This window comes from Staphylococcus simiae (assembly GCF_017357005.1).
GTDB lineage: Bacteria > Bacillota > Bacilli > Staphylococcales > Staphylococcaceae > Staphylococcus > Staphylococcus simiae_A.
Map to the genome: position 1 here is coordinate 2,345,859 of NZ_CP071589.1, position 17,533 is coordinate 2,363,391.

The following is a 17,533-nucleotide window of genomic DNA, read 5'->3' on the forward strand; positions in this document are numbered from 1 at the left end:
TGTTTTTAAAATACTACTTTAACTAGGCAACGTCAATTTTATACCATTTAAATAACAGAATATTCTTGAATTTAGTGACAAAATAAAGACGATGCCCCAACATCGCCTTTAAACTTATATTTATGAATTTCTTAAATTTTTTGGTACTAAGAATAAAATGACTAAAAAGCCAATTAATGCTAGTGTGGCATTAAACATAATGCCGGTAAAGCCACCTAAATGCAAATCTAAATTTGCTGCTAAGACTGTATATACCGTACCTGACACTGCTACACCAAATGCATTCCCAAGTGATGAGGCCATCTTATATACACCAGATGCCACACCAGCTTTATCATCAGGCGCACTAGCGACTGCTGTATCTGTTGATGGTGTAGCATAAAGACCTAAACCAGCACCAAATAATAAATAACCAACAATACTAGATATGATATACCAAATATCAGGTAAGAATGTTAATGATAATAATATTAAGCCAAGTACAGCTAAGCCACTTCCTAGTAGTAAAGGTCTTTTCGGACCAAAGTTAGCTAATATTTTTTCTCCAACTCTAATCATCACTAATACAGCTATTAAATATGTTAGTGAGATATATCCAGTTTGCTCTGAATTAAATCCTAATTGTTGTTGATAATACGTGTTGATAACAATTAATGTACCACCAGCAACACCATTTAATAGAAAATTAGAAATTGTTGCACCACTATAACCCTTATTTTTAAAAATAGAAAAATCAACTAAAGGATGCTTAATTTTTTCTTCGTAATAAACAAACGCGATAATAGATATGATAAAGACTGCAATTAAGCTAAGTATAAGTGGGGATACTAGACCAAAATTAGAAGTTTGAGTAATTACAACATTCAAGCTTAACATCACAATAACTAGCAAGATTAAACCAATAACATCAAACTTTTTAGCTTCGTTTTTCGTAGAATCATTAGGTTGTGCTTTTGTTTCAGGCGTACCTTTGATAAGCCACATCGCGAGTAACGTTAATAAAATAGAAACAATAAATATTGAACGCCAACCAAGATGTGTTGCCATTAAGCCACCAAACATTGTACAAATACCACTACCGCCCCATGAGCCGATAGACCAGAAACTTAACGCACGTTGCCTTTCTGTTCCAATATAATATTCATTAATGATAGCTAAGGTAGCAGGCATAATAAATGCTGCTGAAAAGCCTTGAACGATACGTCCAACAATCAATAATGCTGGTAAGGGTGTAATAATAATTAATATTGAGCCAATTATATTTAATGCAAGACCAATATACGTCATTTTCACACGTCCAAATTTATCTGCAATATCACCAGCACCAACGATAAATAAACCAGCAAATAATGCGGACAAACTAACAGCAATATTAATCGTACCCACATCACTGTTATATGCTGCTTGCAATGGGACAACTAAGTTAACAAGAGATTGCGCAAAAAGCCAAAAGGTAATAACACCGAGTACGATACCTAATAACAATCTATTGTTTCCTTTAAATTCTTTTGTAGTGTCCATGAATTTATACTTCCTCCTAAATAATTAAAACCCAAATTAATTATATGATATATATTAAGACACATTATCATAATTTTGCAGAAAATTATAAATAAATCCTGAAACATTTTTGTATTTTTACATCATTGTAGTAATTTTATATAAATATTTTTTCATGCAATATGACTACAATTTCTGTCACAATCATTATGTATCATCCGGTTTTTATGTAAGCGTATGCAACATTTAAGCGGCTTAACTTAATATTTTCAAACATTAGTTAGTAACTGTCCGAATTGTAAGATGTCACAAAAACAACATCTTACAATTCTAGTTACTCTTAATGGGGCGGAGTCAGAGTAGTATTAAGTTTGAATTGTTAATAATTTATGTCTACTCACTACCTATCATTTTTTATCTTTACGAATCATACAATACCCATTACTTGTAACATGCCAAAACTAACTTACACGTTGTGGTTGATGTTTGGCACGGCGTTTAGCATTACGAATAGCTGGGTCTAGTCTTTTTTCTAATAAACGCAGTACAACGTCAATAATAATAGCAATTAAGGCAATTGGAATAGCGCCTGCTAATATAAATGTTGTACCATCCGTGGCATTTGTACCTCGAATAACGATATCACCTAATGTTGGCGCACCGATAAATGAACCAACTGCTACAACTCCAATGGCTACAACTAGCGCAATGCGTAAACCTCCAATAATAACTGATACTGATAGTGGTAGTTCAATCATACGCAATACTTGATTACGCGTCATACCCATACCTTTACCTGCATCTTTAATATTGTCATCTACGCCTGCTATACCTGTATACGTATTTTTAATAATTGGCAGCAAAGCATATAAGAACACTGTTACGACTACAGTTTCTGATCCCAATCCCATGACCAACATTAAAATAGCTAACATCGCAATCACAGGAACCGTCTGAATAATATTAGCAATCGTAATAACGAAACCTGACAATTTAGTATATCTTGCTAATAAAATACCTATTGGAATACCGATAATTGACGCAAATAGTACACCATACACTGACATCAACAAATGTTTGAAGAATAGTTCCCAGAGGTAGCCGAAATTCATAACGTAATAATCAAATAATTGTTGTAATAAATTACCTTCCATGATTATTGACCACCTTTCTTATCATCAAAGTAATGGTGTTTTTTCAAGAACTCTTCTGCCACAACAGCCGGTTCTTTACCTTGACCATCCGCTTCATAATTAAGTCTCTGCATTTCTTTAGTTGAAATTTTACCAGCTAGTTTATCTATAGATTGCTTCACTTCTGGATGCTTACGCAACAATTCATTGGTTGCTACTGCACTAGCATCATATGGAGGAAAGAAATGTTCATCGTCTTTTAAGACTTTTAAATCATATGCTGCTATACGTCCATCTGTAGAATATCCTAATGCCACATCTAAATTCCCGGAATTTAAGGCATCATAGACTAAACCAATTTGCATTGGACGAATCGTACCGAAATCAAAGCCATATTCTTTCTTAAAGCCTTGATAACCATCGCCTTGACGGTTCATCCAAGAACTATCCATTCCTAAACGTAAATCTTTACTATATTTTTCTAGATCAGATACTGTTTCTAAATGATATTTTTTCGCTGTTTCTTTCGTTACCATAAATGCATAGGTGTTAGCAAAACCATACGAATTAAAAAATGTTTGATCAAATTTCTTTTGGAAACCTTGCTGTGTAACTTCCATAGCCTTTTTTGGATCTTTAATTGGGTCTTCTTTTAACGCGCCTGTTAAGTCAGTACCGTTATAACGTGCACCAGAAATATTGGCATCTCCATTCATTAATGCATTATGTTGAATCGTACTAGATCCTAAATTGTTAACTAATGTAGGTTTAATTTTGCCTTTAGTGTCATGTTCAATTAATAATCTAACCATATGCGAAATAATTTGTGACTCACTAGTGGCTACTGCAGTAATTTTAACGTCATCTTCAGTTGTCTTACCGCTTAATCCTGGCAAATTACATCCAGATAATGCAGTAAGAGACAAAATGAGCATGACAATCATCGTTTTAAACTTCTTCATACTTATTTCCTCCTTACTATCTAGATATTTTTAACCCTTTGGGTACTGCCCATTTTTCAATAAGTGACAGCGCGAAATCCACAATTAATGCGAGTAAAGTAACTAAGATAGCTGCGCTAACGATCATCACTGGATCATATAAATTTAGTCCGTTAAATATGAAGTCTCCTAAACCACCTGCGCCAACATAACTTGCTAAAGTTGCCCAACTAATCACATAAACTGCTGACAAACGAATACCACCTAAAATGAGTGGTAAGGCTAATGGTAATTCGACATCTTTCATTAATTGATATTGTGTCATCCCCATACTTTTGCCTGCTTCTTTAATATTACTATCTATGTTTTGAACACCTAACACAGTGTTATTTAAAATTGGTAGTAACACGTAAATAAACAAAGCGACAATCGCAGGTGTTTTTCCTACTCCAAATATCGGAATCATGATTGCTAACACAGCTAGCGTTGGAATCGTTTGTAAGACACCTGCCACAGTTAAAATAATATTAGCTGTACGTTTTGTTTTGGATAATAAAATACCTAGTGGGACAGCAACAATAATGGCAATGATTAACGCCATTATAGAAATATAAAAGTGTTCGATTGTTTTTGATACAAGCTGCCCTCCATATTCATGAAGAAATGCTCTCATAATTAATCCACCCCTATATTGTTATTCTCTTGAGTTTCTTTCTCTTGTTGCTCGTTAGTTGTATATCCAAGTGATTCACCTATTGTTGTGTCATCATCTTCATTATCTCCCCAAATGGAGTCATAAACGATATCTACGACATTGGCACGTGTAATAAGTCCAATTAAATGATTGTCGCTATCAACGACTGGAACATTTCTAACATTTCTTTTTAAAATTGTGCGTACTGAATCTTGTAACTTTGAATGAATATTCACTTTATAGACATCTCGTTGCATCGTATCAATTAATTCTTTATGTCCCCTAATACCTTGATTGATATCTTCAATATCTAGGAAGCCCAATAAACGCTGGTCATTACTAACAACAAAGATAGTATCAATTCGTTTTTGTCGCATAATATTAACTGCATCATTCAATGAATCATCTGCACTAATTGTAATAGGCTTAATCATCGCATCTGCAACAGTCTTTTTATTTGGTCGATCTTGAATCAATCTATTTTGACCTATAAAATCACGCACAAAATCATTTGCAGGATATCTTAAAATATTGTCTGGTGTATCAAATTGAACTACTTTACCTTGTGACATAATACATATTTTATCTGCTAATTTAATGGCCTCATCCATATCATGTGTAACAAAGATAAAGGTTTTTCCTAGTTGCTGTTGTAATTGTTTAACTAAATCTTGCAATGTGTCTCGGGTAATAGGATCAAGTGCGCCAAATGGTTCGTCCATTAAAATAATGTCTTGTTCAGCAGCCAATGCTCTAACTACACCTATACGTTGTTGTTGTCCACCTGATAATTCAGCTGGATATCTATCTAAATATTCTTCAGGTAAATCGACTAATTTAATTAATTCTTTAGCCTTAGCGTCTTTTTTCTCTTTTGACCATTTTAATAATTTAGGCACTAAGACTATATTTTCTTTAATTGTCATATGAGGCATTAAACCAATTTGCTGTATGACATAGCCAATACTTCGTCGTAATTCTACAGGATTCATACTACGAACATCTTTACCATCTATTTCAATTTGACCTTCAGTCGCTTCAATCATGCGATTAATCATCCGTAAAGCTGTGGTCTTACCACTACCACTCGTACCAATAAATGCGACAAACTCTCCAGATTTAATATCTAGTGAAATATTATCTACAGCTTTTTTATTACCTGCATAAATTTTAGTTAAGTTCTTAATCGTTAACATCTTTGTTTCCCCTTTCGCGTACTAAAATATGTCAACACATATACAAATAAAAAAGACCAAAACAGCATATGTTAAACAAATAGAGTCATAAGTTAAACAAGTGCACACTTTGGCCTTGGTTATGTAGAATTGTAATTTTTTTGTATATGAAGATGTTTCAAAGTTATCGGATCAATTGTATGTTAAAGGATGTCCTCATACTTTGATGTAACATCTTTATATTCGACATTTAGAACTAACATACTCTATATAATAATATTAAACAGTATTATTTCACTATTGGCAACTAATTCACTATTTCATATTTTCTAAACACTATTTTATTAAAAAATAAAATTCATTTATTTTTCATAAAATAATGTCAATCATGTGAAAAGACTAATACAAATGTTTAATTTCTGAAATAGTTGGCGCAGTACAGCACTAAATGTTTATCTATTATTTATCGTGCATACCTTTACCTGCTAAAATTTGATTGATATATTTTTCAACACGTTTTTTTCTTGTTTCACTACGCTTAGCTTGTGAAATGTGATGAATATATTGACGTTGTCTACCTGGTGTCAGTTTATAAAATGATGATTCAAGCTGTGGCATTGCTTCAAAGGTTTCTTCTAATTCTTTAGGTATAATGTAATCTTCTGTTTTTTTCATTTCTACTTTTTTACCAGCTTTTTCAACTTCAATCGCTTGCTCTAAATAATACTTAATTTCAGACGTACGTTCCTTGATTTCGTCTAGACTTGTAAAACGTAATTGTCTAGCTGCTTGAACTTTGTCAGTCTGTTGAATTAACGTCTGATACTGATCGTCTAAAATGGCACCTTTATGAAATAATAATGCTACATAATTTTTAAAACCATGGATAAGAACAACATTTTTATTATTTATTGTATAACAAGGATGCATCCACTTATATGTTTCTTCAAGTTCTGTTTGCTCGAAAATGAGTTGTCTTAAATATTGATACTCTTGTTGCCATTGACTGTCTTGTTGTAAAAATGCTTCTACTTGTTGGTTAGCTATTTTTTCTGACATGTGCGTCACTCCACTTTCCATATCTTAAATTATCTTTATTATATAATTATTTATTTTAAAAAACTAATTTAATCCGCTTTATTGCAAATACACATTAAATTATATTGACTATTCATGCTATAAGCGTATAATTGTCACATATTATTTTTTTCGAATTAAAGGGGAAAACGAAGGAGTATTTATGAGCAAAGAACAACAATCAAATAACGACAAAATCAATCTCTCCCAATTAGTATTATTAGGACTAGGATCACTAATTGGTTCTGGTTGGTTATTCGGTGCGTGGGAAGCATCATCTATTGCTGGTCCAGCAGCAATCATATCTTGGATTATAGGATTTCTTGTTATAGGGACTATAGCCTATAACTATATTGAAATCGGTACAATGTTCCCACAATCTGGAGGTATGAGTAACTATGCACAATATACTCACGGCTCTTTATTAGGATTCATTGCAGCATGGGCTAACTGGGTATCATTAGTTACTATTATACCTATAGAAGCTGTTTCGGCAGTGCAATATATGAGTTCATGGCCATGGAGTTGGGCTAAACCAATGGCACATCTCATGCATAACGGCTCAATTAGTACCATTGGTTTATTAGCTGTTTATGTTATTATCATTATTTTTTCATTATTAAATTACTGGTCAGTTAAATTATTAACATCATTCACAAGCTTAATTTCATTCTTTAAACTTGGGGTTCCAACATTAACTATTATTATGTTAATGTTATCTGGTTTCGACACATCGAATTATGGACATTCAGTTAGCACATTTATGCCTTATGGTAGTGCACCAATTTTTGCAGCTACAACTGCTTCAGGAATTATCTTCTCATTTAACTCGTTCCAAACGATTATTAATATGGGTTCTGAGATTAAACATCCTGAAAAGAATATCGCTCGTGGTATTGTGATTTCATTATCATTAAGTGCTATTTTATATATTATTTTGCAAAGTACATTTATTACTTCAATGCCAGCATCTATGTTACATGCCCACGGTGGTTGGAGCGGTATTAATTTCAACTCACCATTTGCAGATATGGCTATTTTATTAGGTATTAATTGGCTTGCAATATTACTTTATATCGAAGCTGTCGTATCTCCATTTGGTACTGGCGTCTCATTCGTAGCTGTAACTGGTCGTGTGTTACAAGCAATGGAAAAAAATGGTCATATTCCTAAGTTTTTAGGAAACATTAATCATAAATATAATATTCCACGTGTTGCCATTATCTTTAATGCCATTATCAGTATGTTAATGGTGACATTATTTAGAGATTGGGGTACGTTAGCAGCAGTAATTTCTACTGCGACATTAGTGGCTTATTTAACAGGACCAACAACGGTTATTGCTTTACGTAAAATGGGGCCTAAAATGACTCGTCCATTCCGAGCGAAAATTTTAAAATTTATGGCACCATTATCATTTGTCTTGGCTTCATTAGCCATTTATTGGGCTATGTGGCCGACAACTGCTGAAGTCATTTTAATTATCATTCTTGGTTTGCCAATTTATTTCTTCTACGAATATCGTATGAATTGGCGTAATACAAAGAAACAAATTGGTGGTAGCTTATGGATTATTGTCTACTTAATCGTCCTATCCTTCTTATCATTCATAGGTAGTAAAGAATTTAATGGCTTAAACTGGATTCATTATCCATACGACTTTATCGTTATTATTGTCATGGCAATTATTTTCTATTTAATTGGTACATCAAGTTCATTTGAAAGTATTTATTTCAGAAGAGCCAAACGTATTAATACTAAAATGACTGAAACATTGAATGAAGAAAATAATAATAACTAACAACGTTTATAACTAACTGCGTTTTAGCGTTAAAATATCTTCTATAGCAGATGGCAGGGATTACCTGAATATCTTACAGGAGTGAAATTACGACATTTTTTTTATTGATGACGTAGCTTCACTCCTTTTTTCTATTTTGTGGACTATTGAAAAAAGTAAATTCAAACATGATATGATACTAGTAAAGGAGTGATTGCATGGTTCAAGTAAGTAGTCGAAGTGGTCTTATCAATGGTTTTACTAAAGATAATTTAGACATCTTTTTGGGCATCCCTTATGCCCATCCCCCTATTAACGAACAGCGTTTTAAACATTCAATCTTACTTGACCATTGGAACGACCCTATTGATGCGACAAATTTTAAAGCTATCCCACCACAACCTTATAATAAATTGGAAACATTTTTCTCATCACAATCACAAACGACCATCGCACAAAATGAAGATTGTTTATATTTAAACATATGGAAACAGCACAATCACAGGACGAATAAGCCTGTTATCATATATTTTTATGGCGGTAGCTTTGTTAACGGTCATGGTAGTGCAGAACTATATAATCCTGAACATGTCGTTGACAATCACGATATCATTATCATAACTTTTAATTATCGCTTAGGCGCATTAGGATTTCTTGATTGGTCCCACTTTGATAGTGCTTACCATAGTAATAATGGCTTGTCTGATCAAATCAATGTTTTAAAATGGGTCAAGCGTAACATTGCATCTTTTGGCGGAGACCCTAACAATGTGACATTGATGGGGCAGTCTGCTGGGAGTATGAGTATCATGGCATTGATGCGAATGCCTCAAGTCAACAACTTGTATCATAAAGCTATATTATTAAGTGGTACTTTGAGGCTAGATACGATTGAACAAGCCCAAATTAAAGCTCAGCAATTTAGACAGCTCATGATACAGCAGTTAAATTTAACAGATGTCCAACAATTAACAACTGCTAATATATTAATGTTAATGGACAAGATGGATGAAGTTCATGGCAAATCCAAAGGCTTGGAGTTGATATATGCACCTATTCAAACTATAGACATCTCAGAACAAACGACTTCTAATCATCCTATTGTTGTATGTTATACGACTGATGAAGGTTATATTTATATTAAAAATGAACATAAAAAATTATCACCTCAACGCTTTGTAGAAGTCATGGCATTAAATGATATTACCGTAGAAGCAAACTATGTTACATCTGCTAAACAGCAGTCACAAGCTATCACTAACTGGTATTTTAAATATCCTGCACAACAGTTTTTATCACAGCTATCAGTAAAACAATCAGAATTATGGTTGGCTGAATTTGCTTGGTATGATCAATGCGATTCGTTATTCTCTAGTGCTTACCATATATTAGATATGATTTTTTGGTTTGGAAATCTTCAAATTTTAACAGCACATCATATTACTGTCACTAAACCTGTTCGTCAATTGAGTCTGCGCATGCAACATGATTTAGTTCACTTTGCGCGTACGGGTACCATGCCTTGGCCTCGCTACACTAACAACAATCGTCATGTTTATATATAAAAAGTCCTCTATAAAATGGGAGTGGGATTACGAAATAATTTTTAAATAAAATTTATTTCGTAATCCCACTCCGGCAAGACTGACTAGGTTTGTAAAACGTTGATTTATCAACATTTTATAAAACAGACAGTTACTGCCAAATGCTTGAATTTAAGCGGAAACTCTTTTGTCCCAAGCTCAACTCTATAGAGGACTTTGATTTTATTTTACATCTATTTCTTTATGATAATCATACATTAAAAAACCAAATTCACTCAAAAAATCACTAATTTATTTTGTCATTACAATTGATGCCAGTCTATATCATCTATATTACTTGTACCAGAATTGTCTTTTTCTCTTTCTCTGACTTTATTCATTGTTCCTGTCACTTCAAGATACACCGTTTCTTGAATACTATTCCAAACTTCTTGGCTAATGATTACTGCATTATTCTCTTTATTTTCCCCATTTATAAAAACCGGTTCATGGTTGTTATTAACATCTTTTAATAATTGATAAAAGCCTTTCCTCGCATCTGCGGATGTAGTAATGTTCATCAGACTAACCTCCTACATTAAGTTGCAATTATTATAATCTATATCAAATATTTTATTCAACTACACAAAAGTCCTCTACAAAATGAGCATGTCTTACTCATCTTTATAGAGGACTTCCATTTTATTATCATATTTTCTGTAGTGACATATCGATGACATTAACTTAATTATATTTTTTAGCATAGTGATTATTTTTCAAAGTGAAGATGACAATTAAACCTAATGCACCAATAATGGCGCTTGTATACGTTACTGCTTGCACTGAAATATTAGATATCACTAATCCACCTACGATACCACCAACACCTATACCAGCATTTAAACTAGACATATTCCAACTCATGACTTGACTTGTATCGCCTTCAACGTGTTCAATGACACCACTTTGTACAGCGGGATTAGTACTCCATTGCATAATATTCCAAATAAATAAACCAATTAATAATATACCTGAACCTGGCAATAACACATTCATTAACAACATCATTATGATAAAAATAGATACGGAAATGATTAACCAGCGTTTACTAGTTAACTTATCAGAGAAAATACCACCCAGTGATGTTCCGATAACGCCTGCTACACCATTAACTAATAAAGCAATAGAGACAAACGACATCTCATGACCATTGGATAAAATTAACGGATTAATATATACAAATGACACTGAATTTGCCACTAATACTAAGAAAGTTATAATTAAATATTTTGCTACTTCTGCTGGTCTTAAAATTTTAGATGTCACATTATTATCGTGTGTCGGTTGATCTTGATTGATATGTGCCGCAGACAGCTCTTGTTCTTTAGGTAAGAATATCATCATCAAACCACCTACAAGAATACTCACAATAACTAAGAAGACAAAGGTATAACGCCAGCCTACTAAATCTCCAATCATCGTACCGATTGGCACACCAAACACGTTAGCACCACTAAACCCTGTATATACTAAACCAATCATCTTACCTCTGTTTTTGGGAGCAGTTAACATCGCTGTAAGTGCTAATACTTTAACAATGATTAATGCAGCTGCTGCTGATGAAATAATTCGTCCGATGACTAGGATGGTAAAGTTTGGTGACACAGCAATAATGCCATTTCCTATAATAAAAATAACTAATGTCCATAATAAGACAGGTCTAGAAGCAAAACGGTTGGTTAGCTTCACTAATATCGGTCCACAGATAGCAAAGGTTAATGCATACATCGTCACTAATTGACCTACAACCGCTTCAGAAACATGTAAATCATGACTCATCAAATTCATGATACCTGCGACCATCATTTCAACCATACCTACAATAAAGACACTTAAAATAAACGTAATAATACGCATTATCGACATGTTTACGTCTCCTTTCTTAAATTTTGCTAATAACATATTTCCCCAAAAATATTAGTATTTAATATTTTTATAACCGTTCTATTATATAACATTTAGTAGTCAATTTCTGTATTTTTATACTGAAAATATTGCAAATTTAAGTACTTCAAACATTAAGTACTGCTAATTTGTTGTGTTTGAATGACTCAACTTTACGTGAAGCTCATTAAAAATTTAATCATTAATGTCTTAATGAGCATTTCTACAAATAAAAGAGTAGGGTAGAAATAAATCTTGTCAAAAATTTATTTCATTGCCCCACTCCAGTAAGACTAACTAATCTTAATAAAACATTGCTTGCTTAACATTTTAAAAACTAGACAGTTACTGCCAAATGCTTAATTTTAAGCGTAAAATACTTTTTGTCTCAATCCCTACACAAGGCACTTTCATCATCAATCCTTCTTCTAAAGGTGTCTATTTCACTATCGAGCTAAAAAATTCAATCTGAAGATATAATAAAGCAGTCTGGATGACCTTCCAAACTGCTTTTCTTGGTTTTTTAATTTTCAGAACTAATAAGTAACAAGTGAATAATTTAAAATCAGTCCAATTTGATAGAGAACCTTTTTATTGCATTATCATTAAATCGCTTTGTAATCATTTCATCAACTATCTTCTATTCTGATTCTTTAATATCTGTATTACGTGAAATCAATTGATCTCTAGCATTAAAGAATTGGCCATAACTTAAATAAGTCGCAATTAATGCTGACATAATCGTTGCTGTTGTATGAATAAAGACCACTAACAATTGGAATTTAATCGCTTGTAAGGGTGGAACGCCACCAATAATTAAACCCGTCATCATACCAGGAATTGATACTAAACCATATGTTTTCACTGAATCTATCGTTGGCACAATAGCCAAACGAATACTTTCACGAATAGCACCTTTTGATGCTAATTTAGGTGTTGCTGCTAATGATAGCTTAGACTCGATTTCAGTACCTTCTTCTACAAAGGCATGATTTAAGTTTTGATAGGCTAGGTTAATGGCAATCAAACCATTATTAGCTAACATCCCGCCAATTGGAATGACTTCATTGGCTGTAAAATGAATGGCACCAGTTGCAATTGTTCCTGCTAATGGTAAAGCTGTACCAATAAAAATAGCTGTAAAGGAAATCCAAAATACATGATGCATAATTGGTGATGAACGACTAATTGTATTCCATGAGGCATTAATAATAATGACTAAGACACATAGAATAAGTAACCATTTATCATTGATTTTAAAGATGTAATGTAATAAGAAACCTAAGATAACTAATTGAATAATTGCTCTAATCGTAGCCACTACTAAATCTTTGATAATATGTAAGCCTTCTTTGTACGATATGATAATCGGTACAATTAATAATAACGCTGTTAGACAGAGTGCTGTATTACTCATTATGTTTCAGCTCCTCTACTTTTGAAATTTTACCGTCAACAATGGTCATGCGTTTTTGAAAATGTCGCATGCTTTGATCATCACTATGTGTAATCCACATGATTGCTACACCTTTATCCGTAGCTAATTTGAAAATGATATCTTCAATAACTTCTTTATTATGTACATCTAACGCGCTTGTTGATTCGTCTAATAGTAATAAATCTGGTATATACATTAACTGTCTCGCGATAGTAATTCTTTGACGTTCTCCACCTGACATATGTTCTATTTCGGAATCCAAATTATAATGACTCAATCCCACATCTTTAATTAATTGCTTAGCACGTTGCTCATCAAATGAATCATTGCGTGCAATACTAGGAAATTTCAAATTATCGCCAATCGTTTCTCCAAACAAATAACTATTTTGCATTAAATAGCTAATATGTCGTCTTAATTCTTCAGGATTATAATCACTAAATGCTTTACCTTTAAAATAAAGTTCCCCACTTGTCGGACTTATCAAGTTACATATTTGCTTTTGCAAAGTACTTTTCCCACTACCTGATGGTCCAACAATAGCAATCGTTTCTCCTTTATCTACTTGTAAATTCATTTTATCGAGAATTGTCCTGTCATCAGCTTTATAAACAAGATCTTTTATCTCTAATAACATTTGCTTCACTCCTTTTTGCCCAATCCTGTATGTTATTCCCTATTATTACAATTTAATAACCTATTTTCTAAAAATTCTTCATCATTTAATATTAAGTCGTTAATTAGTGAGACTGCATCTTATTCAAAACAAATTTAAAAAGCCTCTAACCCAATTACGAGTTAAAGGCCAATGAATGATTGAAGATTACCACATCATTTGGTTATACACTTCATCATTAAGTGAGCGTACAATTTCAGTTACTAATTTAACTGAATGATTGTAATCATCAACATTCAATACTGATACATTTGAGTGCATATAACGTAATGGCACACCAATTGTAATGGTTGGAATACCTTCATTTGCGACGTGAATACTACCGGCATCTGTACCACCACCAGGTGTTGTATCCCATTGCACATCAATATGATGTTTGTTAGCGACTTCTTTAATATGTTTACGGAAACCTTGATGTGCAATACTTGTAGCATCCATCATAATCACTAATGGACCTCCACCTAGTTTACTATCACTCGTTTGTCCTGACATTCCAGGTGTATCATAAGCAATACCCACATCAACAGCAATAGCTAAATCAGGTTTCACTGTATTAGCAGCAACTTTAGCACCTCTTAAACCAACTTCTTCTTGTACAGTGGCACCAGAATATAAATCAATATCAATGTGATCATCTTTCAATTGATTTAAGACATCTATCGCAAGTGCACAACCATAACGATTATCAAATGCCTTAGCAGTTAAGTATTTATCGTTGGCCAACACTTCAAACTCACTATACGGTGTTATCATATTACCTAATTCAACACCTGCATTTTCAGCTTCTTCTTTACTATTAACACCAATATCGATGAACATTTGCTTAATATCTATCGGTTGCTTGCGTTCTTCAGCAGATAAGACATGTGGTGGTTTAGAACCAATAATACCTCTAATTTCTTTACCGTCATCAGTTGTAATCGTTACCTTTTGAGACAACATTACTTGGTTCCACCAGCCACCAACAGTATTGAAGAAAATATAGCCATCTTTATCAATCTTAGTGACGATAAATCCGACTTCATCCATATGACCAGAAATCATAATAGAATGTTGACCATTTCGTGCATTTCTTTTACCGAAAATGCCACCCAAGTTATCTTCCACTATACTATCACTAACAGGTTCAATATAGTCACGCATGAGTGATTTAACTTGCATTTCATATCCTGCAATACCATTAACATCTGTTAAATCTTTTAAAAGTTTCACTGAATGATCCATACCGTGTCATCCTCCCAATATCATTATGTTTCTATTGTAACATTGACGCTCATTTTGTCGTCTAATTTACTCATTTATTTCTCTATTGCATAACAAATTACACTTTTAAATAATAACTATGAAAAAATTTTCACTTTTACAAAATATATTAATAACACCATCTTTAACTAAATGATATAATTTGATTAACGAATATTATTGAGAGAAGGCGACTCCTTTGAAAAAAATAACTACGCTATTTATTATAATGATCTTATCAGTTGTAACCTTAGCAGCTTGTAGTAAAGAACAAACGAAAACATACGAAGGGGATATTAATGGTAAACAAGTGATTACTACCCTAACATATAAAGGTGACGACTTATTAAAACAATCAACTATTGGTACCGTTAAATATGATGACTTAGGTATTGATGAACAAAAAGCTAAAAAATTATTTGCTAAAAATGAAAAAGCTTTTAAAAATTTAAAAGGTGCAGATTATAACGTTGATTATAAAAAGAATAAAGCTGTAGAACATATCGATGTTGATTTTAAAGAAGCAAATATTAAAGAACTTAAAAAACGTTTAGGTTATGTATCTCCTTCTGATGACGATAGTAAAATTAGTTTCGAAAAAATGGAGAAACAACTCAAACGTAGTGGCTTAACTGAAAAAAGTAATATGAACGAAAACTAATATCAGGTCATAATAAATAGGAAGTTCTAACGTAGTTATTACTGCGATAGAACTTCCTTTGTTATAGTTAACTTGTTAATTTCAATTTGTAATCATGAATCGTTTGTAATTCGCCATCCATTTTACGATAAATAATGTGATCTTCTGTTATATCTGTTGGGCTTGATACACCAACTGCTGCAGCAATGTTAAACAAACCTTCATGTAAACTTGTCACATAATTTGTCACACGATATTGTTTTTCACCAACGATTAACGCTTTTTCTTTTTTCGGGTCTGTTGTGGCAACACCTACGGGACACGTGTTCATATGACATTGTTGACTCATAATACATCCAACACTAATCATCATGCCACGTGCAATATTAACAAAATCAGCACCTAAACCTAAGGCAATCGCAATCTTGTCTGGCGTAACTAATTTACCAGACGCCGCAAGTTTAACTTTGTCGCGTACACCATACTTCTCAAGCATACCTGCAACAATAGGTAATGCTGTAAATAATGGTAATCCAACACTATCTTGCAGTTCTTGGAATGTAGCACCCGTACCACCTTCACCACCATCTATGGTAATAAAGTTAGGGTATTTATCTAATTTAACCATCGTTTGTACTAATGTTTCAATTTCAGCCACTTTACTGACCACGATTTTAAAGCCAACGGGTTTTTGACCAATATGTTGTAACTTATCCACGAAATTCATTAAATCTTCGGCATTATGAATAAATTCATAACGGTTAGGTGAATTTATCGTTTTATATGGTTCAACATTACGGATTTTAGCAATTTCTTCATTTACTTTTTCCGCTTCCATATGACCACCACGTGTCTTAGCACCTTGCGCAAGTTTCAACTCAAACGCACGTACATTGTTCATTTTTGCTACTTCGCCAAATAGTTCATCGCTAAAGTTACCCGCTTTATCTCTAACACCAAATAATCCAGGTCCTATTTGGAAAATAATATCCCCATTACCTTTCAAATGATATTCTGATAAACCACCTTCTCCAGTGTTCATCCATGTACCCGCTTTGGCCAAACCTTTAGATAACGCTGTGATAGCATTTTTACCTAAAGCTCCATAACTCATACCAGACTGTCCAACTAAGCGTTTCATTTTAAATGGATGTTGTAAATTTGGCCCTAAAATAATAGCATGCTCATCACTTAAGAAGAATGGATTAACTTCCATCGGTGCACGATACTCTTCACGACTAAATAAACGTTCATTCGCAATTTTATAAATAAATGTTGAAATCAATGTCGTATTATCAATTGCTAATTCATGACGTTGCATTGGAAACATTGTATTTTGTATGTAAAAACCATCTTCATAATTCATTGTTGTACCAAAACTTGTCATACGAGAATTATATTTGCCCGCTAAAACGATATGTTTATATTCATTACGAGAAAATGGTTTCCCATCATTGTCTCCTGAGAATAAATACTGACGTAATTCTGGTCCTATTTTTTCTGATATATATCTAATGCGTGCTAACAATGGATAGTTTCTAAGCACACTATGTTGTGACTGTCTCTTATCTTTTATAAGCCAAATTAGACCTATAACCATGACAGTGAGTAAAAAGCCAACAACTAGAATGTTAACTATAAATTGCATGACTGTAAGGAACGCCATTACAATTCCCTCCCCCAAAATTTTCAATTCATCACTATGATACACCTTACACAACAAAATACAATGAAAGCGATTAAATTTTTTTAATTATTTTTCTTTACTAG

At 33.0% G+C, this 17,533-nt stretch carries 15 protein-coding genes; 3 read left to right on the plus strand and 12 right to left on the minus strand.

Going from position 1 to position 17,533, the window contains the following annotated elements:
• Positions 1 to 120: 120 nt before the first annotated feature.
• The 6 genes from J3R86_RS10880 to J3R86_RS10905 form a co-directional block, all read right to left on the minus strand.
• Positions 121 to 1,521 (minus strand): MFS transporter, encoded by a 1,401-nt coding sequence (locus tag J3R86_RS10880; protein ID WP_207517301.1) that lies wholly within the window; start codon positions 1,519 to 1,521, stop codon positions 121 to 123.
• 440 nt (positions 1,522 to 1,961) lie between these two features.
• On the minus strand, positions 1,962 to 2,654 hold the full coding sequence (locus J3R86_RS10885; RefSeq protein ID WP_207517302.1) for an ABC transporter permease: 693 nt from the start codon (positions 2,652 to 2,654) through the stop codon (positions 1,962 to 1,964).
• Positions 2,655 to 2,656: 2 nt separating this feature from the next.
• A complete protein-coding gene (locus J3R86_RS10890) occupies positions 2,657 to 3,595 on the minus strand; it encodes an osmoprotectant ABC transporter substrate-binding protein (protein ID WP_207517303.1) in 939 nt (312 codons plus the stop codon).
• A gap of 16 nt (positions 3,596 to 3,611) precedes the next feature.
• Positions 3,612 to 4,247, minus strand: a complete 636-nt coding sequence (locus J3R86_RS10895; protein ID WP_207517304.1) for an ABC transporter permease — start codon at positions 4,245 to 4,247, stop codon at positions 3,612 to 3,614.
• A 2-nt stretch (positions 4,248 to 4,249) separates the two neighbouring features.
• Complete coding sequence (locus J3R86_RS10900; protein WP_207517305.1) at positions 4,250 to 5,464, minus strand: betaine/proline/choline family ABC transporter ATP-binding protein; 1,215 nt, start codon at positions 5,462 to 5,464, stop codon at positions 4,250 to 4,252.
• Between the two features lie 438 nt (positions 5,465 to 5,902).
• Positions 5,903 to 6,502 carry a YdeI/OmpD-associated family protein gene (locus tag J3R86_RS10905; RefSeq protein WP_207517306.1) on the minus strand — a complete coding sequence of 200 codons (600 nt, stop codon included), beginning with the start codon at positions 6,500 to 6,502 and terminating at the stop codon, positions 5,903 to 5,905.
• Between the two features lie 181 nt (positions 6,503 to 6,683).
• On the opposite strand from J3R86_RS10905, the gene J3R86_RS10910 reads away from it, so the two are divergent.
• Both J3R86_RS10910 and J3R86_RS10915 read left to right on the plus strand, forming a co-directional pair.
• The gene (locus tag J3R86_RS10910) at positions 6,684 to 8,321 is read left to right on the plus strand and encodes an APC family permease (protein WP_207517307.1); all 1,638 of its coding nucleotides are present in this window, start codon (positions 6,684 to 6,686) and stop codon (positions 8,319 to 8,321) included.
• Positions 8,322 to 8,518: 197 nt separating this feature from the next.
• Positions 8,519 to 9,865, plus strand: a complete 1,347-nt coding sequence (locus J3R86_RS10915) for a carboxylesterase family protein (RefSeq protein WP_207517308.1) — start codon at positions 8,519 to 8,521, stop codon at positions 9,863 to 9,865.
• 281 nt (positions 9,866 to 10,146) lie between these two features.
• On the opposite strand, the gene J3R86_RS10920 is transcribed toward J3R86_RS10915, so the two are convergent.
• The 5 genes from J3R86_RS10920 to J3R86_RS10940 form a co-directional block, all read right to left on the minus strand.
• Positions 10,147 to 10,404, minus strand: coding sequence for a type II toxin-antitoxin system Phd/YefM family antitoxin (locus J3R86_RS10920; protein WP_207517309.1), 258 nt, complete (start codon positions 10,402 to 10,404; stop codon positions 10,147 to 10,149).
• Between the two features lie 163 nt (positions 10,405 to 10,567).
• The gene (locus tag J3R86_RS10925) at positions 10,568 to 11,749 is read right to left on the minus strand and encodes an MFS transporter (RefSeq protein ID WP_207517310.1); all 1,182 of its coding nucleotides are present in this window, start codon (positions 11,747 to 11,749) and stop codon (positions 10,568 to 10,570) included.
• Positions 11,750 to 12,407: 658 nt separating this feature from the next.
• Positions 12,408 to 13,184, minus strand: a complete 777-nt coding sequence (locus J3R86_RS10930; protein ID WP_207517311.1) for an ABC transporter permease — start codon at positions 13,182 to 13,184, stop codon at positions 12,408 to 12,410.
• On the minus strand, positions 13,177 to 13,842 hold the full coding sequence (locus tag J3R86_RS10935; protein WP_207517312.1) for an ABC transporter ATP-binding protein: 666 nt from the start codon (positions 13,840 to 13,842) through the stop codon (positions 13,177 to 13,179). Before J3R86_RS10935 ends, J3R86_RS10930 begins: the two co-directional genes overlap by 8 nt.
• Positions 13,843 to 14,028: 186 nt before the next feature.
• Positions 14,029 to 15,105, minus strand: coding sequence for a M42 family metallopeptidase (locus J3R86_RS10940; protein ID WP_207517313.1), 1,077 nt, complete (start codon positions 15,103 to 15,105; stop codon positions 14,029 to 14,031).
• Positions 15,106 to 15,322: 217 nt separating this feature from the next.
• Here J3R86_RS10940 and J3R86_RS10945 point away from each other — a divergent pair, with 217 nt between their 5' ends.
• Complete coding sequence (locus J3R86_RS10945) at positions 15,323 to 15,784, plus strand: YehR family lipoprotein (protein WP_207517314.1); 462 nt, start codon at positions 15,323 to 15,325, stop codon at positions 15,782 to 15,784.
• 67 nt (positions 15,785 to 15,851) lie between these two features.
• Here J3R86_RS10945 and J3R86_RS10950 read toward each other — a convergent pair whose 3' ends face one another.
• Positions 15,852 to 17,429, minus strand: coding sequence for an FMN-binding glutamate synthase family protein (locus J3R86_RS10950; protein ID WP_207517315.1), 1,578 nt, complete (start codon positions 17,427 to 17,429; stop codon positions 15,852 to 15,854).
• Positions 17,430 to 17,533 lie beyond the last annotated feature (104 nt).

Coding starts and splice junctions, on each gene's coding strand:
- J3R86_RS10880 (WP_207517301.1), bottom strand. CDS start 1,521: ATGGACACTACAAAAGAATTTAAAGGAAACAATAGATTGTTATTAGGT.
- J3R86_RS10885 (WP_207517302.1), bottom strand. CDS start 2,654: ATGGAAGGTAATTTATTACAACAATTATTTGATTATTACGTTATGAAT.
- J3R86_RS10890 (WP_207517303.1), bottom strand. CDS start 3,595: ATGAAGAAGTTTAAAACGATGATTGTCATGCTCATTTTGTCTCTTACT.
- J3R86_RS10895 (WP_207517304.1), bottom strand. CDS start 4,247: ATGAGAGCATTTCTTCATGAATATGGAGGGCAGCTTGTATCAAAAACA.
- J3R86_RS10900 (WP_207517305.1), bottom strand. CDS start 5,464: ATGTTAACGATTAAGAACTTAACTAAAATTTATGCAGGTAATAAAAAA.
- J3R86_RS10905 (WP_207517306.1), bottom strand. CDS start 6,502: ATGTCAGAAAAAATAGCTAACCAACAAGTAGAAGCATTTTTACAACAA.
- J3R86_RS10910 (WP_207517307.1), top strand. CDS start 6,684: ATGAGCAAAGAACAACAATCAAATAACGACAAAATCAATCTCTCCCAA.
- J3R86_RS10915 (WP_207517308.1), top strand. CDS start 8,519: ATGGTTCAAGTAAGTAGTCGAAGTGGTCTTATCAATGGTTTTACTAAA.
- J3R86_RS10920 (WP_207517309.1), bottom strand. CDS start 10,404: ATGAACATTACTACATCCGCAGATGCGAGGAAAGGCTTTTATCAATTA.
- J3R86_RS10925 (WP_207517310.1), bottom strand. CDS start 11,749: ATGTCGATAATGCGTATTATTACGTTTATTTTAAGTGTCTTTATTGTA.
- J3R86_RS10930 (WP_207517311.1), bottom strand. CDS start 13,184: ATGAGTAATACAGCACTCTGTCTAACAGCGTTATTATTAATTGTACCG.
- J3R86_RS10935 (WP_207517312.1), bottom strand. CDS start 13,842: ATGTTATTAGAGATAAAAGATCTTGTTTATAAAGCTGATGACAGGACA.
- J3R86_RS10940 (WP_207517313.1), bottom strand. CDS start 15,105: ATGGATCATTCAGTGAAACTTTTAAAAGATTTAACAGATGTTAATGGT.
- J3R86_RS10950 (WP_207517315.1), bottom strand. CDS start 17,429: ATGGCGTTCCTTACAGTCATGCAATTTATAGTTAACATTCTAGTTGTT.